Source organism: Paraburkholderia sp. GAS448 (genome assembly GCF_050435685.1).
In the GTDB taxonomy this organism is placed as follows: domain Bacteria; phylum Pseudomonadota; class Gammaproteobacteria; order Burkholderiales; family Burkholderiaceae; genus Paraburkholderia.
Map to the genome: position 1 here is coordinate 1 of NZ_JBNDKT010000037.1, position 21,608 is coordinate 21,608.

A 21,608-nucleotide genomic window follows, 5' to 3' on the forward strand; every position below is an offset into this window, starting at 1 on the left:
TGCGGATTGCCCGTTGGCAACGTATCGCGAACATGGAAAAGGAATCAACCGGAGCACTCCTAAATGTCGGTTAAAGACTGTCAATTATTCTGCGCCGATGCCTACGTTCGCAGAAACGAAAAGGCGAACCCTCGCGGGCTGGCTTTCGTGCCGCTTTTTCGGCTGTCCCGCAATTGCTGTCGGTGCGTGACCTCGACGGCGGCGCGCTCATTCGTGTTCCCTTGGCGGGCTGATTACGCGAATCGGTTCGGGTCCAGCCGTGCGCCGTCATCCGTAGGTAAAGTCCAGGTCACCGATCTCCAGAAGCTGCCGGTCGACGTGGTCCGCCAGCAGCGCCGTTACGCGGTCGACATCCGTGCCAAGCTCGGCGGCAATGAACGGCGGCGCGACCCTGGCGGGCCAGCGTAACCGGGCATCACGCTGTTCGCGTGTGAGTTGGAACACAACGTCCTCGGCCTGCGAAAGCTCAAGTTTTGAGATGTTTGCGCTGCGGTCTACTCACGCGTCTGCGCAGCCCGCGCACAAATCCAGTCAGGAAGGATCCGCACAGGCTGGCGGTAGGCTTCACGCGGCAATCGGGAAGGCGGATCCGCTATTCATCCAGACGCTCGTCCGCATCGCGCGCGGCCACGCGGGAAAACCTGGGAACCATGCGCGAAAGTCGACGCACCTGAAACGCGTAAATGACCTGAGCGTTTACCCTCATTAGAACGTCAATGCGTACAGTTGTATTCTCTGCGCATGGCGAAACCATCCCTGCGCGAGGATCTTCTCAAAGCCGGCCAGAAAGTGCTCTGGGAGCAGGGCTATGCGGCGGCCGGCGTGCGCGACATCGTCGCGGAAGCCGGGGCGCGACCGGGGTCTTTCACCAATCATTTCGCGTCGAAGGAGGACTTCGCCGGCGAGGTCGTCGACCGTTACTTCGCCTATGTGTCGGGCCTCGTCGAAGCGGCGCTGGCCGAGGATGGCCTCGCGCCCACGCAACGGCTGCGCCGCTATCTGGACGCGATCACCGCGAAGCTCGAAGAGGGCGAGTGGTCGCGCGGTTGCCTGATCGGCAATTTCAGTCTCGAAACCACGCCGCACAGCGAACAGTTGCGTGAGCGACTGTCCGCGATTTTTGTGCGCTGGCGCGCGCCTTTCGCCGCGTGTATCGCGCAGGGCCAGGAAAGCGGCGAGATCACGAGCGCATTCAGTGCCGATGACCTCGCCGATTTCCTGCTCGCCGGATGGCAGGGGGCCATGCTGCGCATGAAAGTCGATCGAAGCCCGGCCCCGCTCGAACGCTTCAAGACCATCATATTCGCTACCGTCTTTGGGGGAAGTCCGTCATGAACGCAGCAAGCCCGTCGTCGACAGAATTCAAACGCCATCACGTCGACGTTCTGGATTCGACGATGTCCTGGATCGAAGCGGGCCAGGATGGCCCCGTCGTGCTGTTTCTTCACGGCAATCCGACGTCATCCTTTATCTGGCGCAACATCATTCCGCGGGTGGCGCCTGTCGCGCGCTGCATCGCGCCCGATCTGATCGGTTTCGGCCAGTCGGGCAAGCCGGACATCGCTTATCGCTTCGTCGATCACGTGCGCTATCTGGATGCGTTCATCGATGCGCTCGGTCTGGAGGAGGTGGTGATCGTCGCGCAGGACTGGGGCACGGCGCTGGCGTTTCACTTCGCCGCGCGGCTGCCTCAGCGGGTCGTCGGGCTTGCGTTCATGGAGTTCATCCAGCCGTTCCCGGGTTGGGACAAATTTCATCAGCGTGCACTCGCGCGCGAACTGTTCAAGGTGTTTCGCACGCCGGGCCAGGGCGAAAAGCTGATCCTCGAAGATAACGTATTCATCGAGCGTGTGTTGCTGGGTTCGGTGTTGAGGGACATGAGCGACGCGGAAAGGGACGCGTACCGCGCACCGTTCCCGACACCCGAGTCGCGCAGGCCCATCCTGCAGCTACCGAGGGAACTGCCGATCGCGGGTGAGCCCGCCGATGTGCACGTCATGATGGAAGAGGCGCACCGCGCGCTGCATGCATCGACGTATCCGAAGCTGCTGTTTTACGCCGAGCCGGGCGCGATCGTATCGCCGGAAGCCGCGCAGGCGCTCGCCGCGCAACTGGTCAACTGCCGCCTCGTCGAACTCGGGCCGGGCGCACACTACCTGCAGGAAGATCATCCGGAACTGATCGGCGATGCCGTGCGCGCGTGGTTGACGACCGAATGTGTGGGCGGCCCGGCGATCCTCGACGAAACCGGTACGGTCTGACAGGGAGATCACGCGAACGGTACTTGCTTCCGGTCTCCTGTGCGGTTCGCCGGATGGCGGCCGTCGATCGGACCGCGAATCCCGGCCCGGCAACGTGCCGGGCGTATGTCCCGGCGTAACGCGCCGACGCTTCAGTGCTGGACCGGGTCGGCCTGCCGTTCTTCCGATATCGAGAGATTGAAGCCTGCGCGCCACAACACCGCTGCAGCGCGCATGAGCGTGCTGCGGTCGCGGGCACTCAGCTCGCGTTGCCGGCGCGCCATGTACTCAGCGAGCGCGACTATCGTGCTGTCGAGCGTCAGGTCGTTGCCTTCGTGAAGCGCGACGCTCCGGATCTCCCACACGATGGACTCCAGTCTGTGCTGCGTCATCTCTTCCCCCGATGCATGTCATTGTGTCGTCACTGTAGTGACAATGTAAGGTTGGCAACGTGCGGTCGGACACACTTCGCCATAGGTCGGCATGACGGTGAATGAATCAGGGGAAAGGTGTGTGAACCTGGCGAATCAGGTATTCAGGCTCGATGGACGAGACGTTTCCGGGCAGTTGCGTCCGCTACCGCCCGCTGTGAGGGGAGAGTGGCCGGTATGCGCGCGGGCGGCGAAATCCACGCCGCCTGCGCGTGCACCTCAATGCCTGTGGCGCATCCAGTCGAGCATGTGGTGCTCGGCCATCCAGTGATGCAGCATGCCTTCTCCGCCATGCTCGCGCCGATAGCTCTTCGACTCGAAAACGGACAACGCGATGAGCACCAGCAAGCCGATTCCAAGACCGATGAAGCCCGCGATTGATTCAGCGTCCATGGCAGCCTCCTTTGCGATTCCGGCCATGCGTACATAGTAGAACAGTCATCGCGCAGCGGGGAAGGGGGGCGTGCGACGTGCGCCTTTCGTCAGGGAAAACGCTTTACAGGTAGACTTTGGGCGCGTCTTGCCGTAAGGCTCGCCACGCACCCTGCCGCACCGCGAATGGCGGGCGGCGCCGTTCTATCTCCCTGTTCGAGCGTTTATGAATCGCATCATCCTGACTGCCTTGCTGCTATCAGCCCTGACGGGCTGTGTGAACGACCCCAATGCCCCGCACCACGGCACGCCGCCGAAAGATCCGCAGGACTATCACGGCGTGCCGACCGATGATCGCCCGCCGTCGATGCTGAATACGCCAGAAGCGCCGAAGTAATCATCGCAGAGCCCAGGCACCGGGACGCCGGGCGCCATCCGCCCGTTTCGTCAGACGTTCGCCGGTGCCACGCTGGCCGCTGCACGCGGCAGATACCACATCAACGTCGCGCCGCGCGCAGCCATGAAGACGAGCAGGGCGCCCCATAGCCCATGATTGCCGTACGGCGTCATCAGGGCCCACGACGCGGCGACGAACACCGTCAGCGACATGGCCATCGCCTTCATCAGTTCATGCGTGCGAGTCGCGCCGATGAAGACGCCATCAAGCAGAAAGCCCCACACTGAAATGACCGGCGACAATGCCGCCCACGGCAGATAGGTCTCGGCCGCGGCGCGCACAGCGGCCTGGTCGGTCAGTCGTTCGACGATCCACGGTCCCGCAGTCCAGTACACCACGGCGAATCCCAGCGCGCCGACGGCGGACCAGAACAGGGTCACCTTGACGGCCTGGCGGAATGCGTCGCGGTCGCGTGCGCCGATTGCGGCGCCCACGAGCGCTTCGGCAGCATGTGCGAAGCCGTCGAGTCCATACGCCATGAAGGTCTGGAAATTGAGCAGCAGCGCATTGGCCGCGAGCGTCGCGTCGCCCTGGCGCGCTCCGAGATGGGCGAACCAGCCGAATGCGCCGAGCAGGCACAACGTGCGTACGAAAATATCGCGGTTAATCGCCACCAGTCGCCGAAGCGCGTCGCGATCGACCAGCGAGGCGCGGTCGAGGGCGCCGAGGCCGCGCGGTCTCAACTGCCAGAGAATCGCCGCGCCGAGCACGAAGCCGAGCGCGTCCGCAGTCGCGGTTGCGGCGCCGATGCCCGCGATGCCCCAGTCGAACACATACACGTAGATCAGCACGGCGATGATGTTCACCAGGTTGATGAACACCTGCGTGGCGAGTGCAAGGCGCACGCGCTGCGTGCCGAGCAGCCAGCCAAGCACGACATAGTTCGCCAGCGCGAGCGGCGCGGCCCAGATGCGCGCATGCGAGTACGCGCGCGCATGCTGCTGGACCGCCTCGCTGCCGCCGATCGCACGCAGCGCGTAGTCGATCAGCGGCGTCTGCAGCAACAACACCGCCGCGCCGATCGCGAAGGCGAGCAGCAGCGCGCGCACGACGTTCATTCGCAGGCCGGCGGGATCGTTGGCGCCGAAAGCCTGTGCGACAAGCCCGGTCGTCCCCATGCGGAGAAAGCCGAAACCCCAGAAGACGAAGCTGAAGAAGAGCCCACCCAGCGCGACGCCACCGAGATAGGACGCGTTGTCGAGATGGCCGGCGACCGCCGTGTCGACCGCGCCGAGAATCGGCTGCGTCAGATTGGCAATGACGATCGGAAAGGCAAGCGTCAGGACCCGCCGATGCCAGCGCGTCGGCACTGTCGCGCCGGGCGCGGTCCCGCTCAACCGCGTTCCTGCACGCAGACCCAGGGTGACACCACGACGGCCCACAGGTCCGGGTCGCGCGCGGCGAAATCGGCTGCGGTCTCAGCCTGCACGCGCTCGACGAGACCTGCCGACAGCCATTGGGTGACCTGCATGGTGTCGTCGCTGGCGATGGCTTCCGCGACGCTCACGAGGTCGAGGTCGCGTGCGACACGCAACAGCATGCCGCGTGCAAAGAAGCGTTCGAGTTCGGGCCAGCCGATCTTCGCGGTCTCCGCGAGAAGTTTGACATAGAGCGGGCTGTGCGAGGCGTCAGGGGAGGTCATGGGGAATAGAGGGAACAGGACTGGCGGGCGTTACTATAAACCATCGCCGGGCGACAGCCCGCGCGATATCGGCTCCGCGAATGTCGCGTCTGACGAATTAAGGCCTGCCTATTATCGACCGATTTAAGCATTCTTGAGGCCGCCGCTTATTTAATATGACTAAAGCAACTCGCCTGCGAATGGTTGCCAGGCACGCCGGATTTAACAATTAAAGCAACGGAATCGTGCGTTTGCGCACCAAGTTTCAAACGGCCGATTATCGCAAAAAAGCCGCGTTGCGCTTCGCACCAATGCCTGCGGCAGGCGCGTTCGACGACTTGACTCGACGGGCTGAAACGTATAGCTGGTGCGGCTTTCGGAAAGGGGCTCGAATCACATAGGGGGCGATTGGGGCCGCTGCGTCGCAGCATTCCGCTTCTTTCGCTTTGCTAACTGGATGGTCCGCGTGACGCATTATGGGTACTCAGTGCGCCGAGTAACACTATTTGCACAATTAATCGATTGCGTGGGTATAGGTGCGTTGCTAGATTTCGTTTCGGCGCATGGTGAACCGGTCCTTTGCCGATATGCGCCGAACCCCCGTTAGCCCGGCCTCGTGCCGGGCTCTTTTTGCCCTGTGCGCGCTTCGTTCCTGTTCGTCGTCACTGCTTGCAGCGGATTACCATCGAACGGTTCTTGACGTTTGCGCCGAGGATTCCGCCCAGGGACCCCCCTGAAGTCCCGCCCTTGTCTACGTCCTTCGAGATGATGTCGTAGCCATATGCGCCGCATGCCTCGCCTGCCTGCCTGTAGCACTCGCCCCAGCTTTCGCTGGCATCGCTGCCGCTGCAGTTGATGGCGAAGCCCGTTTCGCCGCTCGGCAGGTAGGTGAGCTTCGTCGTCGAAGAGCAGCCGGCGAGGCCCGCAAGCGTCAAGGCAGCCAGAGCGGCCGCCACGGCAGATGCGCTTTTCATTGCAGATTTCCTTTTTGCGGACCCGGCTGGTTGCCTGGTGCTGACTCATATCTCAAATGGATCGCTTCCAGGTGGGCAGGGTTCCCCGCCAGCAACGTCGCTGAGCCTGAGCGACCTGCGAGGCGGTGCGGACCCGGCAGCCCGGGCTCAGCGAGGCGGCAGTGCGCGCGATGGATCGATCGAGCGACCCTGATAGCGCAACTCGAAATGGAGCATCACCCGATCGTTGTCGGTGTCGCCCATTTCCGCGATTTTCTGCCCCTGCGAAACCTTCTCGCCTTCCTTGACGAAAATCTCGCGGTTGTGTGCATAGGCCGTCAGATACTCGCTGTTGTGCTTGATGATCAGCAGGTTTCCGTAGCCGCGCAGTCCGTTGCCTGCATAGACCACCGAGCCCGTCGCCGCGGCCACGACGGGCGTGCCCGGGGCGTTGGCGATGTCGATCCCCTTCGAGTTCTTGCCGTCGAAGCTCCGCACGATGTCGCCCTGCGCCGGCCATACCAGTGAAATGGACGACGCCGGCGCCGCCGATGTCGAAGCCGTTTCAGGCGGCGCGCTCCTCGAGCCAGCCGTCGCGCCCGTGCCTGCGCGGGCTTCGGCCGTACTCGCCGTTGCAGCATTGGCCGGCGGCGCGATGCGCAGCACCTGACCGACCTCGATCGCGTCCGGATTGCTCAGGTTGTTCCAGCGCGTGATGTTCTGTGCCGACGTGCGGTTGCTGCGGGCGATCTTCGACAGCGTGTCGCCCCGCTCGACGCGATAGAACCCCGGCCCCACCGGGGCCGCCCCACATGCGGCGAGCGCTGCGATCAACGAAACGCAGGCAAGCCGTCTGATTTCTGTTCCCAACATTGAACCTCGCAAACTCCGCCGCGCGCCGGTCCCGCGTTCTCGCGATCCTGCTCGGGCGGCAGTGGCAAAACGACTGATTCTAACGGGTCTGCATTGCATCATATGAAATGCGGCAGCGTTGCCTGGCAAGACGCGGCCGCGCGCGAATCAATTCGAACCGGTCACGGCGATGCGCAGCGACGCCGTTTCGGTCGCGCCGGGCGCGAGCCAGCGCAGCCCGAGTCCGTTATGGATTGCGTCAGGCAGGCCGAGCCACGGCTCGACGCAATAGAAGTCCGATTCTGGCGTTTCGGTCCACGTCGTCACCGCATACCAGGGAATCGAGCCCGGCCGTTGCAGGTCGATCGCGATCGTGCGGCCGAGGCCCGGCGCGATGAGTCGCACCGGCTGGATCGGCGTACCCTGAAGACAGTGGAAGCGGTCGATGATGCGCGGATCGTCGAGGGTGTAGCGCGGTTCGCCCGGCTCGGCGGGACTGATCGAGCCGTCGGCTTCCTGATGACGGCGTTGCGTCGGCGGCAGTTCGAGCGCGGTCTCGCCTCGCTGCGTGTGCGGCAGGGTGAAATAGAAGTGATGGCCGGCATAGTACGGAAGGGGCGTGTCGCCGGTGTTGGTGGTGGTCAGGTCGACGTCGAGCGTGTGGGCGTCGGCGAGGCGGTAGGCTGCGTCGAAGCGGAAGCCGAATGGGTAAGCGGCGCGGGTCGCGTCGCTGTCTGACAGCGTCATCGTGACGCCCGCGCCCTGTGCGTCGACGCTGGCCGCAAACGGCAGATCGCGCGCAAAGCCGTGCATCGGCAGATCGCGCACGACGCCCGCGCTGTCGCGCCATCGGCCGATCTGCCCATCTACCCGATGCCGGGCTAGAAAGGGGAACAGCAGCGGATTGCCGCCGCGGATTCTTGCGGGCTGGCTCCAGTCGGCCTGATCGGGCCAGTAGATGACCGGCTGGCCGTCGATGTGCCACGACAACAGCCGGCCGCCGGCTTGCGGCGCAATGCGGAGCAGGGCAGTGCCCTGTGCGATTTCGAGAATGTCCTGGTTCTGGAATGTAGGCATGGCAGGCGCTCAGGCGGGCAATGGTTTAAACGACGGTTCCGGTGGACGGCGGACGGGAAAGGACCGGCCGACGTCGCGCGCGGCAAGTGGGCGATTTTGCGCTGCTTTGGTCTACGGGGAAACCCTTTCTCGGGAAATTGCGGGCGTGACCGCACAGACAAGCTTCCCCATAATCCGTTCGAGAGCCGGTGGATTGCCCGGTGCCAGAAATTTCGAACGGAGGGAGCTTGATGGATCTCGCCATGATAATGGGTGTCACCCTGTTCGCCATGTTCACGGGCAGCACCGTCTATTTCCTGTACAAAGTCCCGCGTTGAGGTCGGGTTACCGCCCCAGCGTGGACTGCGTAGCATCCGCCGCATGATCCCCAAGGCCCGCCTTCTGGCGGGCTTTTTCTTTCACTTTCTGTTACGTGTGTTTCAGGTTGTGACGCATTGCGGCAAAATTTCTTCGATATGTGGGGAAAACCCTTGGCGGTCCCATAGTCGCCAGGCATAATCGGGCGGCTTCCTGGCGTTGGAGCGTATCGTCCAATGCATCGTTCACCTATTGAGAGGAGCCCCGAGTGAACCTGTGGTTTCTGATTTTTCTGAGTGTGTTGCAGGGTGTCACTGAACTGTTCCCGGTCAGCAGCCTTGGTCACACGCTGCTCGTGCCGGCGCTGTTTGGCATGCACATCGACAAGCACGCTCCTCAACTGCTGCCGTTTCTCGTCGCGCTGCACCTCGGCACGGCATTCGCGCTGCTGTGGTATTTCCGCAAGCGCTGGATCGCGCTGATCGGCGGGTTCGTCGCTGCGCTGCGCGGTCGCAGCAACGACGATGGCCACATGATGTGGGCGCTCATCATCGGCACGATCCCGGCGGGTCTCGTCGGCCTCCTGCTGGAGAAGCGGCTCGAGCGCGTGTTCCATGATCTGCGGATTGTCGCGATCGCGCTGATCATCAACGGTGTGCTGCTGTGGTTCGGTGACCGTCTGCAGCGCGCGCGCGCACATCGCGCGCCGGAAAAGCTCACGTTCAGGCAGGCGTTTCTGGTCGGGCTCGCGCAGATCGGGGCACTGATTCCCGGTTTCTCGCGCAGCGGTCTTACGATGATTGCCGGTAATGCAGCCGGTCTCACCGCTGAAAAGGCCGCCGAGTTCGCGTTTCTGCTGGGCACACCGATCATTTTCGCGGCGGGTCTGCTGGAAGTGCCGAAGCTCTTTCATGCACCGGACCAGCTCGCCGACGCGCTGTTGGGCGGCGTGCTGACGGCCATCGCCGCGTATCTGAGCGTGCGCTTCCTGATGCGTTATTTCGAAGGACGCGGCCGTCTGGCGTCGTTTGGCATCTACTGTGCCATCGCGGGCGCGTTGTTTCTTGGCTGGTTCCTGCTGCATCCGCAACCGGTGTGAGCCACGCTGGCCGTATCGGCCGGCGGGGACGGCGGTCTGCGGTGATACGGTATAATTTATGGCTTGGCTCTGGATGCGGCTGTAGGGGCGGCAATAAGCGCCTCAACTCATGCCACATTGAGCAGTCAGGTCCGGTCTTAGCCTCCCCATAGTTCAACGGATAGAACACGGGTCTTCTAAACCTGAAATCGAGGTTCGATTCCTCGTGGGGGGGCCACCCAAGCTCCGCGCTACGCCAAAGTGTTTTACAAGAAAACCCCACAAAGCTCCGTGCTGTGGGGTTTTTTGCTTTCAGAGCGCTCAGTTGTCGCCAATTGACGGCCAGAATCTTTGAGGGTGTTTCTGGAGGTAACAGATACTCGAAGCGTCGAATACAGCAAACGGATGCCACTCGTCACGCCACACCCCACGACCTCGCGTCCTTGACTACGCAAAAAAAAGGCAGCCGAAGCTGCCCTAAAGGTCCGGTGCGAGCGGACTGTGCTTACTCAGTGTGACCGGTCACTGCGCGAGGTTGAGCGCATTCGTCAGGTCGCCCATCGGCTTGCCGCCGTTTGCCACCAGTGCCTTGTCGCGCACGGCAATACCGGGCAGCGTCGGCAGTGCGTAGCGGTGCGTGATGAAGCGGAGAATCGAAGTCGTGTCGTACTGGGTGTGGTCGACGTAGCCCTTTTTCGCATACGGCGAAACGATGAGCGCCGGCACACGCGTGCCCGGGCCCCAGCGGTCGCCCTTCGGGGGCGCGACGTGATCCCAGAAGCCCCCGTTTTCGTCGTACGTGACGACCACCACCATATGCTTCCACTGCGGGCTCTTCTGCAGGTGCGCGATTACATCGGCGATGTGCTGGTCGCCCGATGCGACGTCCGTGTAACCCGCGTGTTCGGTCAGGTTGCCCTGCGGCTTGTAGAACGCGACCTGCGGCAGCGCACCCGCGTCGATGGCCTTGATGAACTCTGCGCCGTCCACGCCACCGTCGAGCAGATGCTTCGCACGGTTCTCCGTGCCCGGCGCCAGATCGGCAAAATAGTTGAGTGGCTGATGGTGCGCCTGGAAGTTCGGCGACGACAGGCTCGCGCCGTAGATCACGCCAGGCGTGCGGCTCTGCGATGCGGACCATGCCGCACCCCATGCGCCGCCATACCACGCCCACGACACGCCGGCATCGTTCAGCAGATCGCCGATGTTCTGCTGTGTCTGCGGCGGCAGCGTCGTGGCTTGTGCCGGATCGGCGAAACGAGGGTCACCGCCAGGCGCCGCCTTGTTGCCGCTCGGCTGATAAGGCGGCTGCATCGTGTTGACCGCGTAGAAATCGGGCGTCAGGTTGCCCGAATTGACGAACTTCGGTGGCCCGCTCACAGAGGACGGCGGCGAGTTGGACGCGACGGCCAGCGTCACCCCATCCGGCTGAACCGCCGAGATCGAACGGGCCGCCACGCTCTTGTCCGCATTCGGATAGATCGGTGTGCATGCGCAGACGAGCCACTGGTGATTCAGGAACGAACCGCCAAAGGCGCCCATGAAAAAGTTGTCGGCGAGGGTGTACTGCTGGGCGACCTCCCACAGCGGCAGTTTGTCGGCGTTCAACCTGTAGTAGCCCATCACCAGACCGCCGGAATCGGCCCATGCGGCGAATTTGTCATTCTTGCCACCGTCGATCTGCATCTGGTTCTCGTAGAACCGGTGCCACAGGTCGCGCGTTGTCGCGGTGAGGGGCGTGTTGAAACCATTCGGATCGTCAATCGCGAAGGCGGAATTGGGCAGATTTGCGGTCATCGCCTGGGTCACGACCGGCGTGACGCCCGTCTGCGTCAGGCCGTTCCAGATAGGCGGCAGCGTGGCGAGCACCGACCCGTCGCGGTCGAGTTGCCGCGAGCTTGCCGGCGTGACGTTCTGCAAGCCGTTCGCGCCGGGGAACTGGCCATAGAGATTATCGAAGCTGCGGTTTTCCGCATAGATCACCACCACGTTCTGGACCGCGTCGAGATCCGGGTGCCCCAGTTCGCTGCTGCCGCAGGCGTATAGTCCGATCGCCGCTGCGATAGCGACAGGCATCGCGCAGATCAGTTTTTTCTTGTTCATCAGTTTTTTCTCTCGCGTTATGGCTGGCTGCGGTGGTCTACCTGTTGCGCTTTTGAAGTCGCCTTTTGACGTCCGTAGCCAGCGGCCGAAGTGTCGCAGAACAATTTGACAGAATAGTGTATCGGCTTACTGATTGCCCAAACGGGCTTGCATCGATGCATGCGAAATGTCATCCGACTGTCACGTGTGAGACATAGGCTCGCGCACTTCAATATCATCGAAGAAAATTGCTCATATGTTGCGTGCTCTGGCGCGGGTGCCGCGGGTGCTAAAGGGATGGGTTTCGGCGAGCACGTGGCGCGCGTGTTGTCTGGGCGTCGCATGGCTGTCGTTCGTGCTCGCCGGCTGTGATGCGCACGGTCCGGTCGACGACCCGCTGGCGAACTCAGCGGCGGCGAAACCGGGTACGCAGGCTGGATCGCCGGCGGTGGCGGGAGCATCCGCTACGTCGGCTGCTGTGGTGCGGGTCGCCGCAACCCGTGGCGGGCAGACGCGTGCCGAAGTCTACGAATCGGTCCGCAAGATGACGGCGCTCGGCAATCAGATGTTCTTCGACCCGTCGCTGTCGGGCTCGGGCAAACTCTCGTGCGCGTCGTGCCATAGCCCCGAGCATGCATTCACACCGGCAAACCCGCTGGCGGTGCAACTGGGCGGCAGCGACATGCGCCAGCCGGGCATGCGTGCCGTGCCGACGCTCAAGTATCTTCAGTCGGTGCCGGCCTTCACCGAACACTTTCACGACTCGGAAGACGAAGGCGACGAAAGCGTCGATGCGGGGCCGACCGGCGGTTTGACGTGGGATGGCCGCGTCGACCGAGGTTCGGACCAGGCGCGCATCCCGATCCTGTCGACATTCGAAATGGGCAGCACGCCCGAGCAGGTGACGGCGGCGGTGAAGGCCGCGCCGTACTCGAATGCTTTTCGCGCAGCCTTCGGCGAGCAGATCTTCGACCACCCGGATGCCACCTTCAAGGCCGTGCTGCAATCGCTCGAGACGTTCGAGCAGACGCCCGAAACGTTCTACCCATACACGAGCAAATACGACGCGTTCCTCGCGGGCAAGACACTGTTGACGGCCGCCGAACTGCACGGTCTGCAGCTTTTCAACGATGAGAGCAAGGGCAACTGCGCGAGTTGTCATCTGAGTGAGCGCGCCAAAGACGGCTCGCCTCCCCAGTTCACCGACTTCGGCCTGATCGCGATAGGCGTGCCGCGCAACCGCGCGCTGGCGGTCAACAGGGACCCGCACTTCTTCGATCTCGGCGCATGTGGTCCTGAACGGACCGACCTGAAGGGGCGCGACGAATACTGCGGAATCTTCCGTACCCCGACACTGCGCAACGTCGCGCTGAAAAGGCGCTTCTTCCACAACGGCATCTATCGCTCACTCGACGAGGTGGTGCGCTTCTATGCCGAGCGCGATACGAATCCGGAGAAGTTTTATCCGGTCGTGAAGGGCCGGGTGGCAAAGTTTGACGATCTGCCGAAGCGCTACTGGGCAAACCTGAACACGGATCCGCCGTTCGACCGCAAGCCCGGCGAGCAGCCGGCGCTCAACGAGGCGGAAATCAGGGACGTGGTGGCGTTCCTCAATACACTGACAGATGGGTATGAGCCGCCGGCGCATTGAATGGCGTTCACGACTATCCGACCTGTCGAAACGCGGCAGCAAATCTTGATCTGACGGCCCTCGCACCCGCGAGGACTGCCGCGCTTAAGGGCATGCTATGCTTTTGAGGGTCGGCTCAGGAGCCTGGTAGCGTGGCAGGTCGAACGACTCTTCAAGGAGAAACAATCAATGTCGATGCGAAACCGGGCACTTATCGGTCTGACGGCGGGCGGGCTGCTGCTGGTTGTCACCTGCGGCGCGCAGGCAGCCAATCTGGGCTTTCTCAACGACACGCCGATCAGCTACATGAAGCAGCGCGACATCGACTCGATCAAGAACGCGGTCGGCAGCGCGCTCGACGAGAAGCAGGACGGCGAGACGGCCAACTGGCTCAACGAGGGAACCGGCAACAGTGTGAAGATCGACGCGACGATTACGCTGGACAAAACCACGAAGGACGGCGATCGCACCTGCCGTTCGACGGGCGTTGTGCTGTCCGCGAAGGGGCAGTCGATGAATCTGCGCCCGGTGTTTTGCCGGCAAGGTAGCGGCGCGTGGCAGTTGCAGAAGAGGTGATGAACGCGTCGCCTGACGCAGCCGGCATCGCCGCATTGGCGAGCGTGCCGTTACAGGACCTCGCGCGTTCGTGAGCGCGCGGGTGATCTCCTGCGGCGTCGTGCTGCTCGACGCCGATGGCCGTGTGCTGCTCGCGCACGCCACCGAAACCACGCACTGGGACATTCCGAAAGGGCATGGCGAAGTGGGGGAGGCGCCGCACATCACCGCGTTGCGCGAACTGGTCGAAGAGACCGGCATCGCGCTCGCGCCAGAGCGGCTGAAGGATCTCGGCCTCTTCGTCTATCGCCGCGACAAGGACCTGCATCTATTCGCCGCGCGTGCCGGCGACGGCGAGATCGACCTCGCGCAATGCATCTGCACGTCGATGTTTCCGCGCCGCTTCGACGGCACGCCGATTCCCGAGATGGATGACTATCGCTGGTGTGCGCCGGATGAAGTCGAGCGCTATGCAAGCCGCAGCCTCACGCGGCTCTTTCAGACCACGCTATCGCTCGCTGAACTGCATCGCACGCTGTGAATACGCGGGGGACAGTGCGCTGCCTGGTTGCCGCATCGTGCAGCCGGTTAAGCCGTCAAGCCGGTTAATCCAGCGCCTTGTCGTTTGGATGCGCAAACAGCTCACGCATTTCATCCGACAGCGGGAAATTCAGGTTCGTTCCGTGCGGAGGAATCGGCTGCGTGAACCAGACGTTGTAGAGCCGCTCTGCCTCGCCGGACGTTTGCATGTGCGAAATCACCCCGTTGACGAGGTCGCGAAACGGCGCGTCTCCCTTGCGGAACATGCACGCGTAAGCCTCGTAGCCGAGCGGCGTGCCGGTGATCACGTAGTCCTCGGGATGGGGCTCCGTCGCCTTCAGGCCGTGTAACAGCGGCTCATCCATGACGAACGCGACGGCGCGGTCCGCTCGCACTGCGGCGAATGCTTCCGGGTGATCTCTGGTCGCCGTGATGCGCATGTTGAGCTGCTTGTCGCTATTGAGCCGCCGCAGCAGCCGCTCGTCCGAGGTGCCCGCGGTGGTCACGACCGGCTTGCCGGCCAGATCCGGAAAGTCCGTGATACCCGACTTCTTGCGCGCGATCATCCGCACCGCGTACTGGAAAAAGCTGTCCGAGAACGCGACCTGGCTTTCGCGCTCAAAGGTGTGCGTTGTGGAGCCGCATTCGAAGTCGATCTGGGTGTTGAGCAGCATCGGAATGCGGTTGCTCGAGTTGATCGTTATCTCGCGTACCTTGAGATCGTGCATGCCGAGCGCCTTCTTGATCTCATCGACGATGCGCAGCGCGATCGTGTACGAATAGCCGACCGTGTGCGTGCCGTCCGAGTAGGCAAACGGGACCGACGCCTCGCGCACGCCGAGCGTGACGACGCCCTCGTCGTGGATTTTCTTCAGGGTGCCGATTAGTTCATCAGCATGGGCGCCGCACGCGAGCGTCGCCGCAGCGGCACATGCGATCAGCCGGAATCGGGCTGCGAACTTCATTGCTCCTCCGGGAAGGGCGCGTTGATGACTGCGGCGCCGCAGCGTTCTGCCGATGAGTCGTACTGGAATATGTCGACGCATGCCCCCGGCGGGAACATGCCCCTCGTCCCGCATCAGGCGTTCGACGGCGCGGGGAAGTTCCAGCTTACGCCGGCTTGCCCCAACTGTCCCGCAAACTGACGATACGGTTGAAGACGGGCTTACCCGGCTTCGAATCGATGCGATCTGCGACGAAATAGCCGTGCCGTTCGAACTGGTAACGCTGCTCGGGCATCGCGTCCTGCGCGCCGGGCTCGAGGTACGCGTTGACGACACGCTTCGAATCCGGATTCAGCGCTTCGAGGAAATCCCGGCCGCCCGCGTCGGGTTGCGGCTCACGGAACAGGCGGTCGTAAATGCGCACTTCAGCCGGGCACGCGCCTGCGGCGCTTACCCAGTGAATGTTGCCCTTGACCTTGTAGTTGTTCGCGCCTTCGGTGCCCGACCGGCTGTCCGGGAAGTAGTTGCAGTGGACGGCGGTCACGTTGCCGTTCTCGTCCTTGTCCGCGCCCGTGCATTCGATCACGTAGCCATAACGCAGACGCACCTTGTTGCCCGGGAAGAGGCGGAAATAGCCCTTCGGCGGCGTCTCGGTGAAGTCTTCACGCTCGATCCACAGCTCGCGCGAAATCGGGAATGTGCGCAGGCCGCGCTCCGGATGATGCGGATGGACCGGAGCGGTGCATTCCTCGCCGGCGCCCTCGGGGAAGTTGTCGATGATCAGCTTCAGCGGATCGAGCACGGCGGCGATGCGAGGTGCCTTGTCGTCGAGATCGTCGCGCAGCGCGCCTTCGAACACGCTCATGTCGATCCACGAATCGACCTTGGTCACGCCGATGCGATCACACAGCAACTGGATGCTCTCCGGCGTGAAGCCGCGACGACGGATGCCGACGATGGTGGGCATGCGCGGGTCGTCCCAGCCCTCGACATGGCCTTCGGTGACCAGTTGAAGGAGCTTGCGCTTGCTGGTGATGGCATACGTCAGATTCAGGCGCGAAAACTCGATTTGTTGCGGCAGCGGACGCGTAAACACGCCAGCATCGGCCAGTTCATCGAGGATCCAGTCGTAGAGCGGCCGGTGATCCTCGAATTCGAGCGTGCACAACGAGTGCGTGATGTTTTCAAGCGCGTCGGAAATGCAGTGCGTGTAGTCGTACATCGGATACACGCACCACTTGTCGCCGGTGCGGTAATGATGCGCAAAGCGGATCCGGTAGATCACCGGGTCGCGCATGTTGAAGTTCGGCGACGCCATGTCGATCTTCGCGCGCAGCACGTGCTCGCCTTCCTTGAACTCGCCCGCTTTCATGCGACGGAACAGGTCGAGGTTCTCCTGCGGCGTGCGCTCACGGAACGGCGACGGCGTGCCCGCCTCGGTGGCGGAGCCGCGGTTCGCGCGCATCTCTTCAGCGGACTGGCTGTCCACATACGCCTTGCCGCGCTCGATCAGCAGTTCGGCGAATTCGTAGAGCTTGTCGTAGTAGTCGCTGGCGAAATAGAGGTGTTCGTTGCCGTCTTTCTTCCATTCGAAGCCGAGCCAGCTGACCGCATCGATAATCGAATCGACGTACTCGACGCTTTCCTTTTCCGGGTTCGTATCGTCGAAACGCAGGTGGCACACGCCGCCGTAGCTGCGGGCAATACCGAAATTCAGACAGATACTCTTCGCGTGGCCTATGTGCAGATAGCCGTTCGGCTCAGGCGGGAAGCGTGTTTCCACGCGCTGGCCCCACTTTCCGGAGCGGTTGTCGTCATCGATGATGTTGCGGATGAAATTGGATGCCGCAGGCGCGTCGTTGCGTTCGGTATTCATGCGTGATGGAGAAAGTCGGTCGGGGACGCGCGATGCGCCCGCTTATCTGACAATTCTACCTGACCGGTCAACGAGCGCCAGGGTTGATGCGGCGGAGGGCCGGAGTGAGGACTTCGGTGGGGCGCTGTTACAACGTGCAACAGGAGGTAAAACGCGTTGTTTGCGAGGATGCCGGGCGTCCAGAATGCGACCGCCGCAGCGCGTGCCGCCGTGACGGGCCAGTATTCCGGGTGATGAGAATAACGATGGGCCGGCACGAATCCACGCTGAAACTTATGACAGGCCTCATGCTGGCGGGAGTCTGCCCGCGCGTAACTCAATGATGCGTTCGCGGAAGCACGCCGCTATCGGCGCGGGCGCTGGCGGCGAGATGGGTTATTTGTTGACGGGCGGCCCGCCCGGCAAGGTTGACAGCGCGGCGACCGGGGGCTTGATCGGCGCGGGCCACTGGCCGGTCTGTCTTTTTGGTGTTTTGCGGAGCCGGGCACTATTGGCCCAGACTTAACCCTTCGCCCTGCCTGCTGCCGACATGCCTGTTAGCGGTCAGGGTGACGGGGCGCAGCCGATCCGGCACCCTGCGTGACGGTATGCCGTTCGGCAAGATGGCGCCCTCTTATACGGAGCTTCCTGGATGTCCCAATCGACGCACGATGCGCACCGCGCGCCTTTTGCCAGCCTGACCCATTTCGTCGCGGCGGCGACGTTCGTCGGCGCGCTTGCCGGGTGTTTCATCCCGGCCGGACCGGCCGCCGCCCGCACGACGCCGCCGCCGAAGGCCGTTCTGGACGCGTCGGCGGTTGCCGTTCCCGACCGCTACAGCGCCGACACCGCGCAGCAGATCTTCGCCGAGGGCGGCAATGCCGTCGATGCGGCGGTCGCGATCGCCTTCACGCTCGCCGTCACCTATCCAGACGCGGGCAATATCGGCGGCGGCGGCTTCATGACGCTTTACGTCGATGGCAAGCCGTACTTCCTCGACTATCGCGAGCGCGCGCCGCAACGCGCCACGCGCGACATGTATCTCGACGACAAGGGCAACGTGGTTCCCGGCATGAGCCTTGTCGGCTACCGTGCGGTGGGCGTGCCGGGCACCGTCGACGGCATGTGGCAGGCGCAGCAGCGCTTCGGCAAGCTGAAGTGGAAACAGGTGCTCGCGCCGGCGATTCACTACGCGACGGACGGTTTCACCGTCGAACCCTGGCTGCAGCAGCGCGCCGACTACGCAGCGAAGAGCTTTGCGGGCAAGACCAACTTCAACGCCTACTTCTCGAACCTGAAGACAGGCGTCACATTTCGCCAGCCGGAACTGGCGCAGACTCTGTCGCGTATCGCAAGCGACGGTGGCCGGGAGTTTTATGAAGGCCGGACCGCGGACCTGCTCTCGTCGCAGATGGTCGGCCATGGTCTCGTGTCGAAGTCGGACCTCCAGCAATACAAGGCAGTCTGGCGCCAGCCGGTGACCGCCGACTGGAACGGCTACCAGATCGTGACGGCGCCGCCGCCGAGTTCTGGCGGCGTGGGCCTGATCCAGATGCTGAAAATGAAGGCCGATCTGAAGCCCGCATTCGAGGGCGTGGAGCTTAACTCGGCACCGTATATCGATCTGGTCGCGCAGATCGAAGACCGCGTGTTCGCCGACCGGCAGCAGTACATGGGCGACCCGGATTCGTACCGCGTGCCGGTCGACAGACTGATAGCCGACACTTACCTTGCCCGTCGCGCCGACGAAGTGAAGCCCGACGCCGTGCCCGGCGCCACGCCGGTCAAGCCGGGCCTTGGCGATTCGATGCCGGAACGCGCCGAAACGACGCATTTCTCGGTGATCGACAAGTGGGGCAACGCGGTGTCCAACACCTATACGTTGAATGGCCCCTTCGGCTCAGGCGTGGTGGTGGATAACGCGGGCTTTGCGCTCAACGACGAAATGGACGACTTCGAGGCGAAGGCCGGCGTGCAGAACCAGTTTGGCGTGACGAGCGGAGACGTCAACACGATTGCACCGGGGCGCCGTCCGCTGTCCTCGATGACGCCGACGATCCTCCTCAAAGACGGCAAGGTTTCGCTCGTGATCGGCACGCCGGGAGGCTCGCGGATTTTCACGTCGATTTTCCAGGTGATGACGAATCTCTATGATTTCGACATGTCGGCCACCGATGCGCTGGCCGCGATGCGTTTTCATCATCAATTGCTGCCGCCGAAGACGATCTACTGGGAACCGTATCATCCGATTACGGGCGAACTGGCGGAGCAGTTGCAGGCAAAGGGTTATTCGCTCGAAGGACAGGTGTTCAACGGCGACGTCCAGTTGATCCGCGTCGATGGCACAACGCCGCTGCCGGCAGCCGATCCACGCGGCGTGGGTGTGGGACGGGTATTTCATTAATCACGGAAAAACGGGGAAATGCGATGGATGCAAAGGTACTGGTGCTGCCGGGCTATCAGAACTCGGGCGAAGGTCACTGGCAGACCCTGTGGGAGCAGTCGCAGCCGACATGTTCGCGCGTGCAGATGCCGGACTGGGATCACCCGGTGCGCGACGCCTGGTGCCGGACGCTCGATGATGCGGTAGCGGCCGCTGACGCTCCGATCGTGTTCGCGGCCCACAGCCTCGGCTGTCTGACGGTGGCGTTCTGGGCGGCGCAGTATGCGAGTCCGGCGCAGGCGGCGAAGGTGGCCGGCGCATTGCTTGTCGCCGTGCCTGATCCGACGGGTGATCAATTCCCGACGGACGCGAGTGGCTATGCGCCGGTACCGCTCGCGCACCTGCCGTTTCCGTCGATCGTTGTGGCGAGCACCGACGATGCCTACGGCAGCGTCCCGTTTTCACAGGCCTGTGCAAGGGCGTGGGGCAGTAGCTGGTTCGAGATCGGTGCACGCGGGCACATCAATTCCGATAGTGGCCTCGGCGACTGGGACGAAGGACAGCGCTGGCTGGCAACGCTTGCCGGCGGACGGCGCAGTAGCGTCTGAACCTCGAAGACCCGCCAGCTGGCGGCCGGCCGGTCGGTATGCGCGATACCCGAGGTTCCGGTATCGCGCGTGAGGTCCATCAGGTCATTGCGCATTGCATGTCGTGCTGCGCCGCTCCACGTTCGCTTCGGGTCGGGGCGGGGCGCGTCAGATCACCGAGCGCGCCCGCAGCTCCGCAATCCGGGCGTCGTTCAGTCCGAGCACGCTGCGCAGAATGTCGTCGGTGTGTTCGCCTAGTGTCGGCGGATGGGTGACGGCCTGCGGCGGCGTCACACTCATGTTGACGGGATTACGCACCAGCTTGACGGTCCCGCCTGACGGATGCGGCAGATCGACCTGGAGTCCGCGTGCCACCACCTGCTCATTCTCGAACACTTCGCCAAGGTCGTTGATCGGTCCGCACGGCACCCCAGCCGCTTCGAGCGCGGCGATCCATTCCTGCTTGGTGCGCCGCCGGACCATGTCGGCGAGGAGCGGTACCAGTGTTTCGCGATTGCGCACGCGCGCCGGATTGACCGAGAAGCGTTCGTCGTCGGCGAGTTCCGCGCGTCCTCCCACTTCGACAAACTTGCGAAACTGCCCGTCATTGCCGACCGCGACGATGATCCAGCTGTCGCTGGTCTGGAAGGTCTGGTAGGGGACGATGTTGGCATGCGCGTTACCCCAGCGTACGGGCGGTTTGCCGCTCGCAAGGAAATTGGAGTTCATGTTCGCCAGCATTGCGACCTGCACGTCGAGCAGCGCCATGTCGATGTATTGACCTTCGCCCGTACGGTCACGGTGCGCGAGCGCCGCGAGTACGGCCACGGTGGAGTACATGCCCGTCATCAGGTCCGCGATCGCGACGCCGGCCTTTTGCGGACCACCGCCGGGCAGCGCATCGCGCTCGCCGGTGATGCTCATGAAACCGCCAATGCCCTGGATGATGAAGTCGTAGCCGGCGCGCTGTGCATACGGGCCAGTCTGCCCGAAGCCCGTCACCGAGCAGTAGACGAGGTCGGGCTTCACTTCTTTCAGCGACGCGTAGTCGAGCCCGTACTTCTTCAACTGGCCGACCTTGTAGTTTTCCAGCACGACGTCACTCTGTGCCGCAAGGTCGCGAATGATCTGCTGGCCTTCAGGCGAGGCGATATCAACCGTGACTGAGCGCTTGTTGCGGTTCGCGGCGAGATAGTACGCGGCCTCGCGGGTGTCTTCGCCGTCGGGCGTCTTGAGGTACGGCGGCCCCCAGTGGCGGGTGTCGTCGCCGATTTCGGGCCGTTCGATCTTGATGACGTCCGCGCCGAAGTCGGCAAGGGTTTGAGCGCACCAGGGACCTGCGAGTACGCGGGTGAGATCCAGCACGCGGATATGACTAAGAGCGCCCATATTGTGTCCGTGTCTCCTTGAAGCGGGGCTTTGGAGCCTGCGCGCCCGGAGGCACACAGGCACAGTATCGATGTCCCGAATCTTAAGCGATTCCCGCGCGCCGGCCCATCCGGCCGCTCGGCATAGGACGGATCGCAGGCCGCTTCGGGCCGCCACTGGCGATTCGCGCGGAAAACCCGGCCAGATGGCCAACGCTCGTTCCAGACGGGCTCAGGCTGCTCTGCAAGGGCGCTGATCCCGTATAATCAGCCGTTCAGAAACAATC

Annotated in this window: 21 protein-coding genes and 1 tRNA gene; 10 read left to right on the plus strand and 12 right to left on the minus strand. The window is 63.2% G+C overall.

Translation table 11 applies throughout. From position 1 onward, the window contains the following. Window positions 1-267: 267 nt before the first annotated feature. Window positions 268-444 (minus strand): hypothetical protein, encoded by a 177-nt coding sequence (locus P3T23_RS38505; protein ID WP_429321290.1) that lies wholly within the window; start codon window positions 442-444, stop codon window positions 268-270. A gap of 297 nt (window positions 445-741) precedes the next feature. On the opposite strand from P3T23_RS38505, the gene P3T23_RS38510 reads away from it, so the two are divergent. After that, entirely contained in the window at window positions 742-1,335 is a 594-nt protein-coding gene (locus P3T23_RS38510; protein WP_429321291.1) for a TetR family transcriptional regulator C-terminal domain-containing protein, read from the plus strand. Then, entirely contained in the window at window positions 1,332-2,261 is a 930-nt protein-coding gene (locus tag P3T23_RS38515; protein WP_429321292.1) for a haloalkane dehalogenase, read from the plus strand. The genes P3T23_RS38510 and P3T23_RS38515 overlap by 4 nt, the downstream gene beginning before the upstream one ends. Before the next feature lie 131 nt (window positions 2,262-2,392). Here the strand turns inward: P3T23_RS38515 and P3T23_RS38520 are convergent, their stop codons facing one another. Both P3T23_RS38520 and P3T23_RS38525 read right to left on the minus strand, forming a co-directional pair. Then, a complete protein-coding gene (locus P3T23_RS38520; protein ID WP_429321293.1) occupies window positions 2,393-2,632 on the minus strand; it encodes a hypothetical protein in 240 nt (79 codons plus the stop codon). Window positions 2,633-2,890: 258 nt separating this feature from the next. Beyond that, window positions 2,891-3,064 (minus strand): hypothetical protein, encoded by a 174-nt coding sequence (locus tag P3T23_RS38525; protein ID WP_429321294.1) that lies wholly within the window; start codon window positions 3,062-3,064, stop codon window positions 2,891-2,893. 205 nt (window positions 3,065-3,269) lie between these two features. Here P3T23_RS38525 and P3T23_RS38530 point away from each other — a divergent pair, with 205 nt between their 5' ends. After that, window positions 3,270-3,440 (plus strand): hypothetical protein, encoded by a 171-nt coding sequence (locus P3T23_RS38530; protein WP_429321295.1) that lies wholly within the window; start codon window positions 3,270-3,272, stop codon window positions 3,438-3,440. A 50-nt stretch (window positions 3,441-3,490) separates the two neighbouring features. Here the strand turns inward: P3T23_RS38530 and P3T23_RS38535 are convergent, their stop codons facing one another. From P3T23_RS38535 to P3T23_RS38555, 5 genes are all read right to left on the minus strand, one after another. Then, complete coding sequence (locus tag P3T23_RS38535) at window positions 3,491-4,837, minus strand: MATE family efflux transporter (RefSeq protein ID WP_429321296.1); 1,347 nt, start codon at window positions 4,835-4,837, stop codon at window positions 3,491-3,493. Beyond that, on the minus strand, window positions 4,834-5,142 hold the full coding sequence (locus P3T23_RS38540; RefSeq protein ID WP_429321297.1) for a DUF2288 domain-containing protein: 309 nt from the start codon (window positions 5,140-5,142) through the stop codon (window positions 4,834-4,836). The genes P3T23_RS38535 and P3T23_RS38540 overlap by 4 nt, the downstream gene beginning before the upstream one ends. 641 nt (window positions 5,143-5,783) lie before the next feature. Further along, window positions 5,784-6,095: a hypothetical protein gene (locus P3T23_RS38545; RefSeq protein WP_429321298.1), complete on the minus strand. Its 312-nt coding sequence runs from the start codon at window positions 6,093-6,095 to the stop codon at window positions 5,784-5,786. Between the two features lie 147 nt (window positions 6,096-6,242). Beyond that, window positions 6,243-6,947 carry a peptidoglycan DD-metalloendopeptidase family protein gene (locus P3T23_RS38550; RefSeq protein WP_429321299.1) on the minus strand — a complete coding sequence of 235 codons (705 nt, stop codon included), beginning with the start codon at window positions 6,945-6,947 and terminating at the stop codon, window positions 6,243-6,245. A 147-nt stretch (window positions 6,948-7,094) separates the two neighbouring features. Further along, the gene (locus tag P3T23_RS38555; protein WP_429321300.1) at window positions 7,095-8,003 is read right to left on the minus strand and encodes an aldose epimerase; all 909 of its coding nucleotides are present in this window, start codon (window positions 8,001-8,003) and stop codon (window positions 7,095-7,097) included. Window positions 8,004-8,568: 565 nt separating this feature from the next. Between P3T23_RS38555 and P3T23_RS38560 the strand changes: the two genes are divergently transcribed. Both P3T23_RS38560 and P3T23_RS38565 read left to right on the plus strand, forming a co-directional pair. Continuing rightward, window positions 8,569-9,399 (plus strand): undecaprenyl-diphosphate phosphatase, encoded by an 831-nt coding sequence (locus tag P3T23_RS38560; RefSeq protein ID WP_429321301.1) that lies wholly within the window; start codon window positions 8,569-8,571, stop codon window positions 9,397-9,399. Window positions 9,400-9,541: 142 nt separating this feature from the next. After that, window positions 9,542-9,616, plus strand: a tRNA-Arg gene (locus tag P3T23_RS38565). A 284-nt stretch (window positions 9,617-9,900) separates the two neighbouring features. On the opposite strand, the gene P3T23_RS38570 is transcribed toward P3T23_RS38565, so the two are convergent. Then, complete coding sequence (locus P3T23_RS38570) at window positions 9,901-11,481, minus strand: acid phosphatase (protein WP_429321302.1); 1,581 nt, start codon at window positions 11,479-11,481, stop codon at window positions 9,901-9,903. A gap of 235 nt (window positions 11,482-11,716) precedes the next feature. Between P3T23_RS38570 and P3T23_RS38575 the strand changes: the two genes are divergently transcribed. From P3T23_RS38575 to P3T23_RS38585, 3 genes are all read left to right on the plus strand, one after another. Continuing rightward, window positions 11,717-13,111: a cytochrome-c peroxidase gene (locus P3T23_RS38575; protein ID WP_429321303.1), complete on the plus strand. Its 1,395-nt coding sequence runs from the start codon at window positions 11,717-11,719 to the stop codon at window positions 13,109-13,111. Between the two features lie 168 nt (window positions 13,112-13,279). Beyond that, window positions 13,280-13,666: a hypothetical protein gene (locus tag P3T23_RS38580; RefSeq protein WP_429321304.1), complete on the plus strand. Its 387-nt coding sequence runs from the start codon at window positions 13,280-13,282 to the stop codon at window positions 13,664-13,666. A 70-nt stretch (window positions 13,667-13,736) separates the two neighbouring features. Further along, window positions 13,737-14,186: an NUDIX hydrolase gene (locus tag P3T23_RS38585; protein WP_429321305.1), complete on the plus strand. Its 450-nt coding sequence runs from the start codon at window positions 13,737-13,739 to the stop codon at window positions 14,184-14,186. A 64-nt stretch (window positions 14,187-14,250) separates the two neighbouring features. On the opposite strand, the gene P3T23_RS38590 is transcribed toward P3T23_RS38585, so the two are convergent. Beyond that, window positions 14,251-15,150: a transporter substrate-binding domain-containing protein gene (locus P3T23_RS38590; protein ID WP_429321306.1), complete on the minus strand. Its 900-nt coding sequence runs from the start codon at window positions 15,148-15,150 to the stop codon at window positions 14,251-14,253. Between the two features lie 145 nt (window positions 15,151-15,295). After that, on the minus strand, window positions 15,296-17,005 hold the full coding sequence (locus P3T23_RS38595) for a glutamine--tRNA ligase/YqeY domain fusion protein (protein ID WP_429321307.1): 1,710 nt from the start codon (window positions 17,003-17,005) through the stop codon (window positions 15,296-15,298). Window positions 17,006-17,636: 631 nt separating this feature from the next. Here P3T23_RS38595 and ggt point away from each other — a divergent pair. After that, window positions 17,637-19,388, plus strand: a complete 1,752-nt coding sequence (gene ggt, locus P3T23_RS38600; protein ID WP_429321308.1) for a gamma-glutamyltransferase — start codon at window positions 17,637-17,639, stop codon at window positions 19,386-19,388. Between the two features lie 23 nt (window positions 19,389-19,411). After that, a complete protein-coding gene (locus tag P3T23_RS38605; protein WP_429321309.1) occupies window positions 19,412-19,975 on the plus strand; it encodes an RBBP9/YdeN family alpha/beta hydrolase in 564 nt (187 codons plus the stop codon). 147 nt (window positions 19,976-20,122) lie between these two features. Here P3T23_RS38605 and P3T23_RS38610 read toward each other — a convergent pair whose 3' ends face one another. Beyond that, window positions 20,123-21,343: a CaiB/BaiF CoA transferase family protein gene (locus P3T23_RS38610; protein ID WP_429321310.1), complete on the minus strand. Its 1,221-nt coding sequence runs from the start codon at window positions 21,341-21,343 to the stop codon at window positions 20,123-20,125. Between the last annotated feature and the right edge of the window lie 265 nt (window positions 21,344-21,608).

What these genes read in the sequence shown, in the direction of transcription:
- P3T23_RS38510 (WP_429321291.1), top strand. Translation starts at nt 742, where the DNA reads ATGGCGAAACCATCCCTGCGCGAGGATCTTCTCAAAGCCGGCCAGAAA.
- P3T23_RS38515 (WP_429321292.1), top strand. Translation starts at nt 1,332, where the DNA reads ATGAACGCAGCAAGCCCGTCGTCGACAGAATTCAAACGCCATCACGTC.
- P3T23_RS38520 (WP_429321293.1), bottom strand. Translation starts at nt 2,632, where the DNA reads ATGACGCAGCACAGACTGGAGTCCATCGTGTGGGAGATCCGGAGCGTC.
- P3T23_RS38525 (WP_429321294.1), bottom strand. Translation starts at nt 3,064, where the DNA reads ATGGACGCTGAATCAATCGCGGGCTTCATCGGTCTTGGAATCGGCTTG.
- P3T23_RS38530 (WP_429321295.1), top strand. Translation starts at nt 3,270, where the DNA reads ATGAATCGCATCATCCTGACTGCCTTGCTGCTATCAGCCCTGACGGGC.
- P3T23_RS38540 (WP_429321297.1), bottom strand. Translation starts at nt 5,142, where the DNA reads ATGACCTCCCCTGACGCCTCGCACAGCCCGCTCTATGTCAAACTTCTC.
- P3T23_RS38545 (WP_429321298.1), bottom strand. Translation starts at nt 6,095, where the DNA reads ATGAAAAGCGCATCTGCCGTGGCGGCCGCTCTGGCTGCCTTGACGCTT.
- P3T23_RS38550 (WP_429321299.1), bottom strand. Translation starts at nt 6,947, where the DNA reads ATGTTGGGAACAGAAATCAGACGGCTTGCCTGCGTTTCGTTGATCGCA.
- P3T23_RS38555 (WP_429321300.1), bottom strand. Translation starts at nt 8,003, where the DNA reads ATGCCTACATTCCAGAACCAGGACATTCTCGAAATCGCACAGGGCACT.
- P3T23_RS38570 (WP_429321302.1), bottom strand. Translation starts at nt 11,481, where the DNA reads ATGAACAAGAAAAAACTGATCTGCGCGATGCCTGTCGCTATCGCAGCG.
- P3T23_RS38575 (WP_429321303.1), top strand. Translation starts at nt 11,717, where the DNA reads ATGTTGCGTGCTCTGGCGCGGGTGCCGCGGGTGCTAAAGGGATGGGTT.
- P3T23_RS38580 (WP_429321304.1), top strand. Translation starts at nt 13,280, where the DNA reads ATGTCGATGCGAAACCGGGCACTTATCGGTCTGACGGCGGGCGGGCTG.
- P3T23_RS38590 (WP_429321306.1), bottom strand. Translation starts at nt 15,150, where the DNA reads ATGAAGTTCGCAGCCCGATTCCGGCTGATCGCATGTGCCGCTGCGGCG.
- P3T23_RS38595 (WP_429321307.1), bottom strand. Translation starts at nt 17,005, where the DNA reads ATGAATACCGAACGCAACGACGCGCCTGCGGCATCCAATTTCATCCGC.
- ggt (WP_429321308.1), top strand. Translation starts at nt 17,637, where the DNA reads ATGTCCCAATCGACGCACGATGCGCACCGCGCGCCTTTTGCCAGCCTG.
- P3T23_RS38605 (WP_429321309.1), top strand. Translation starts at nt 19,412, where the DNA reads ATGGATGCAAAGGTACTGGTGCTGCCGGGCTATCAGAACTCGGGCGAA.
- P3T23_RS38610 (WP_429321310.1), bottom strand. Translation starts at nt 21,343, where the DNA reads ATGGGCGCTCTTAGTCATATCCGCGTGCTGGATCTCACCCGCGTACTC.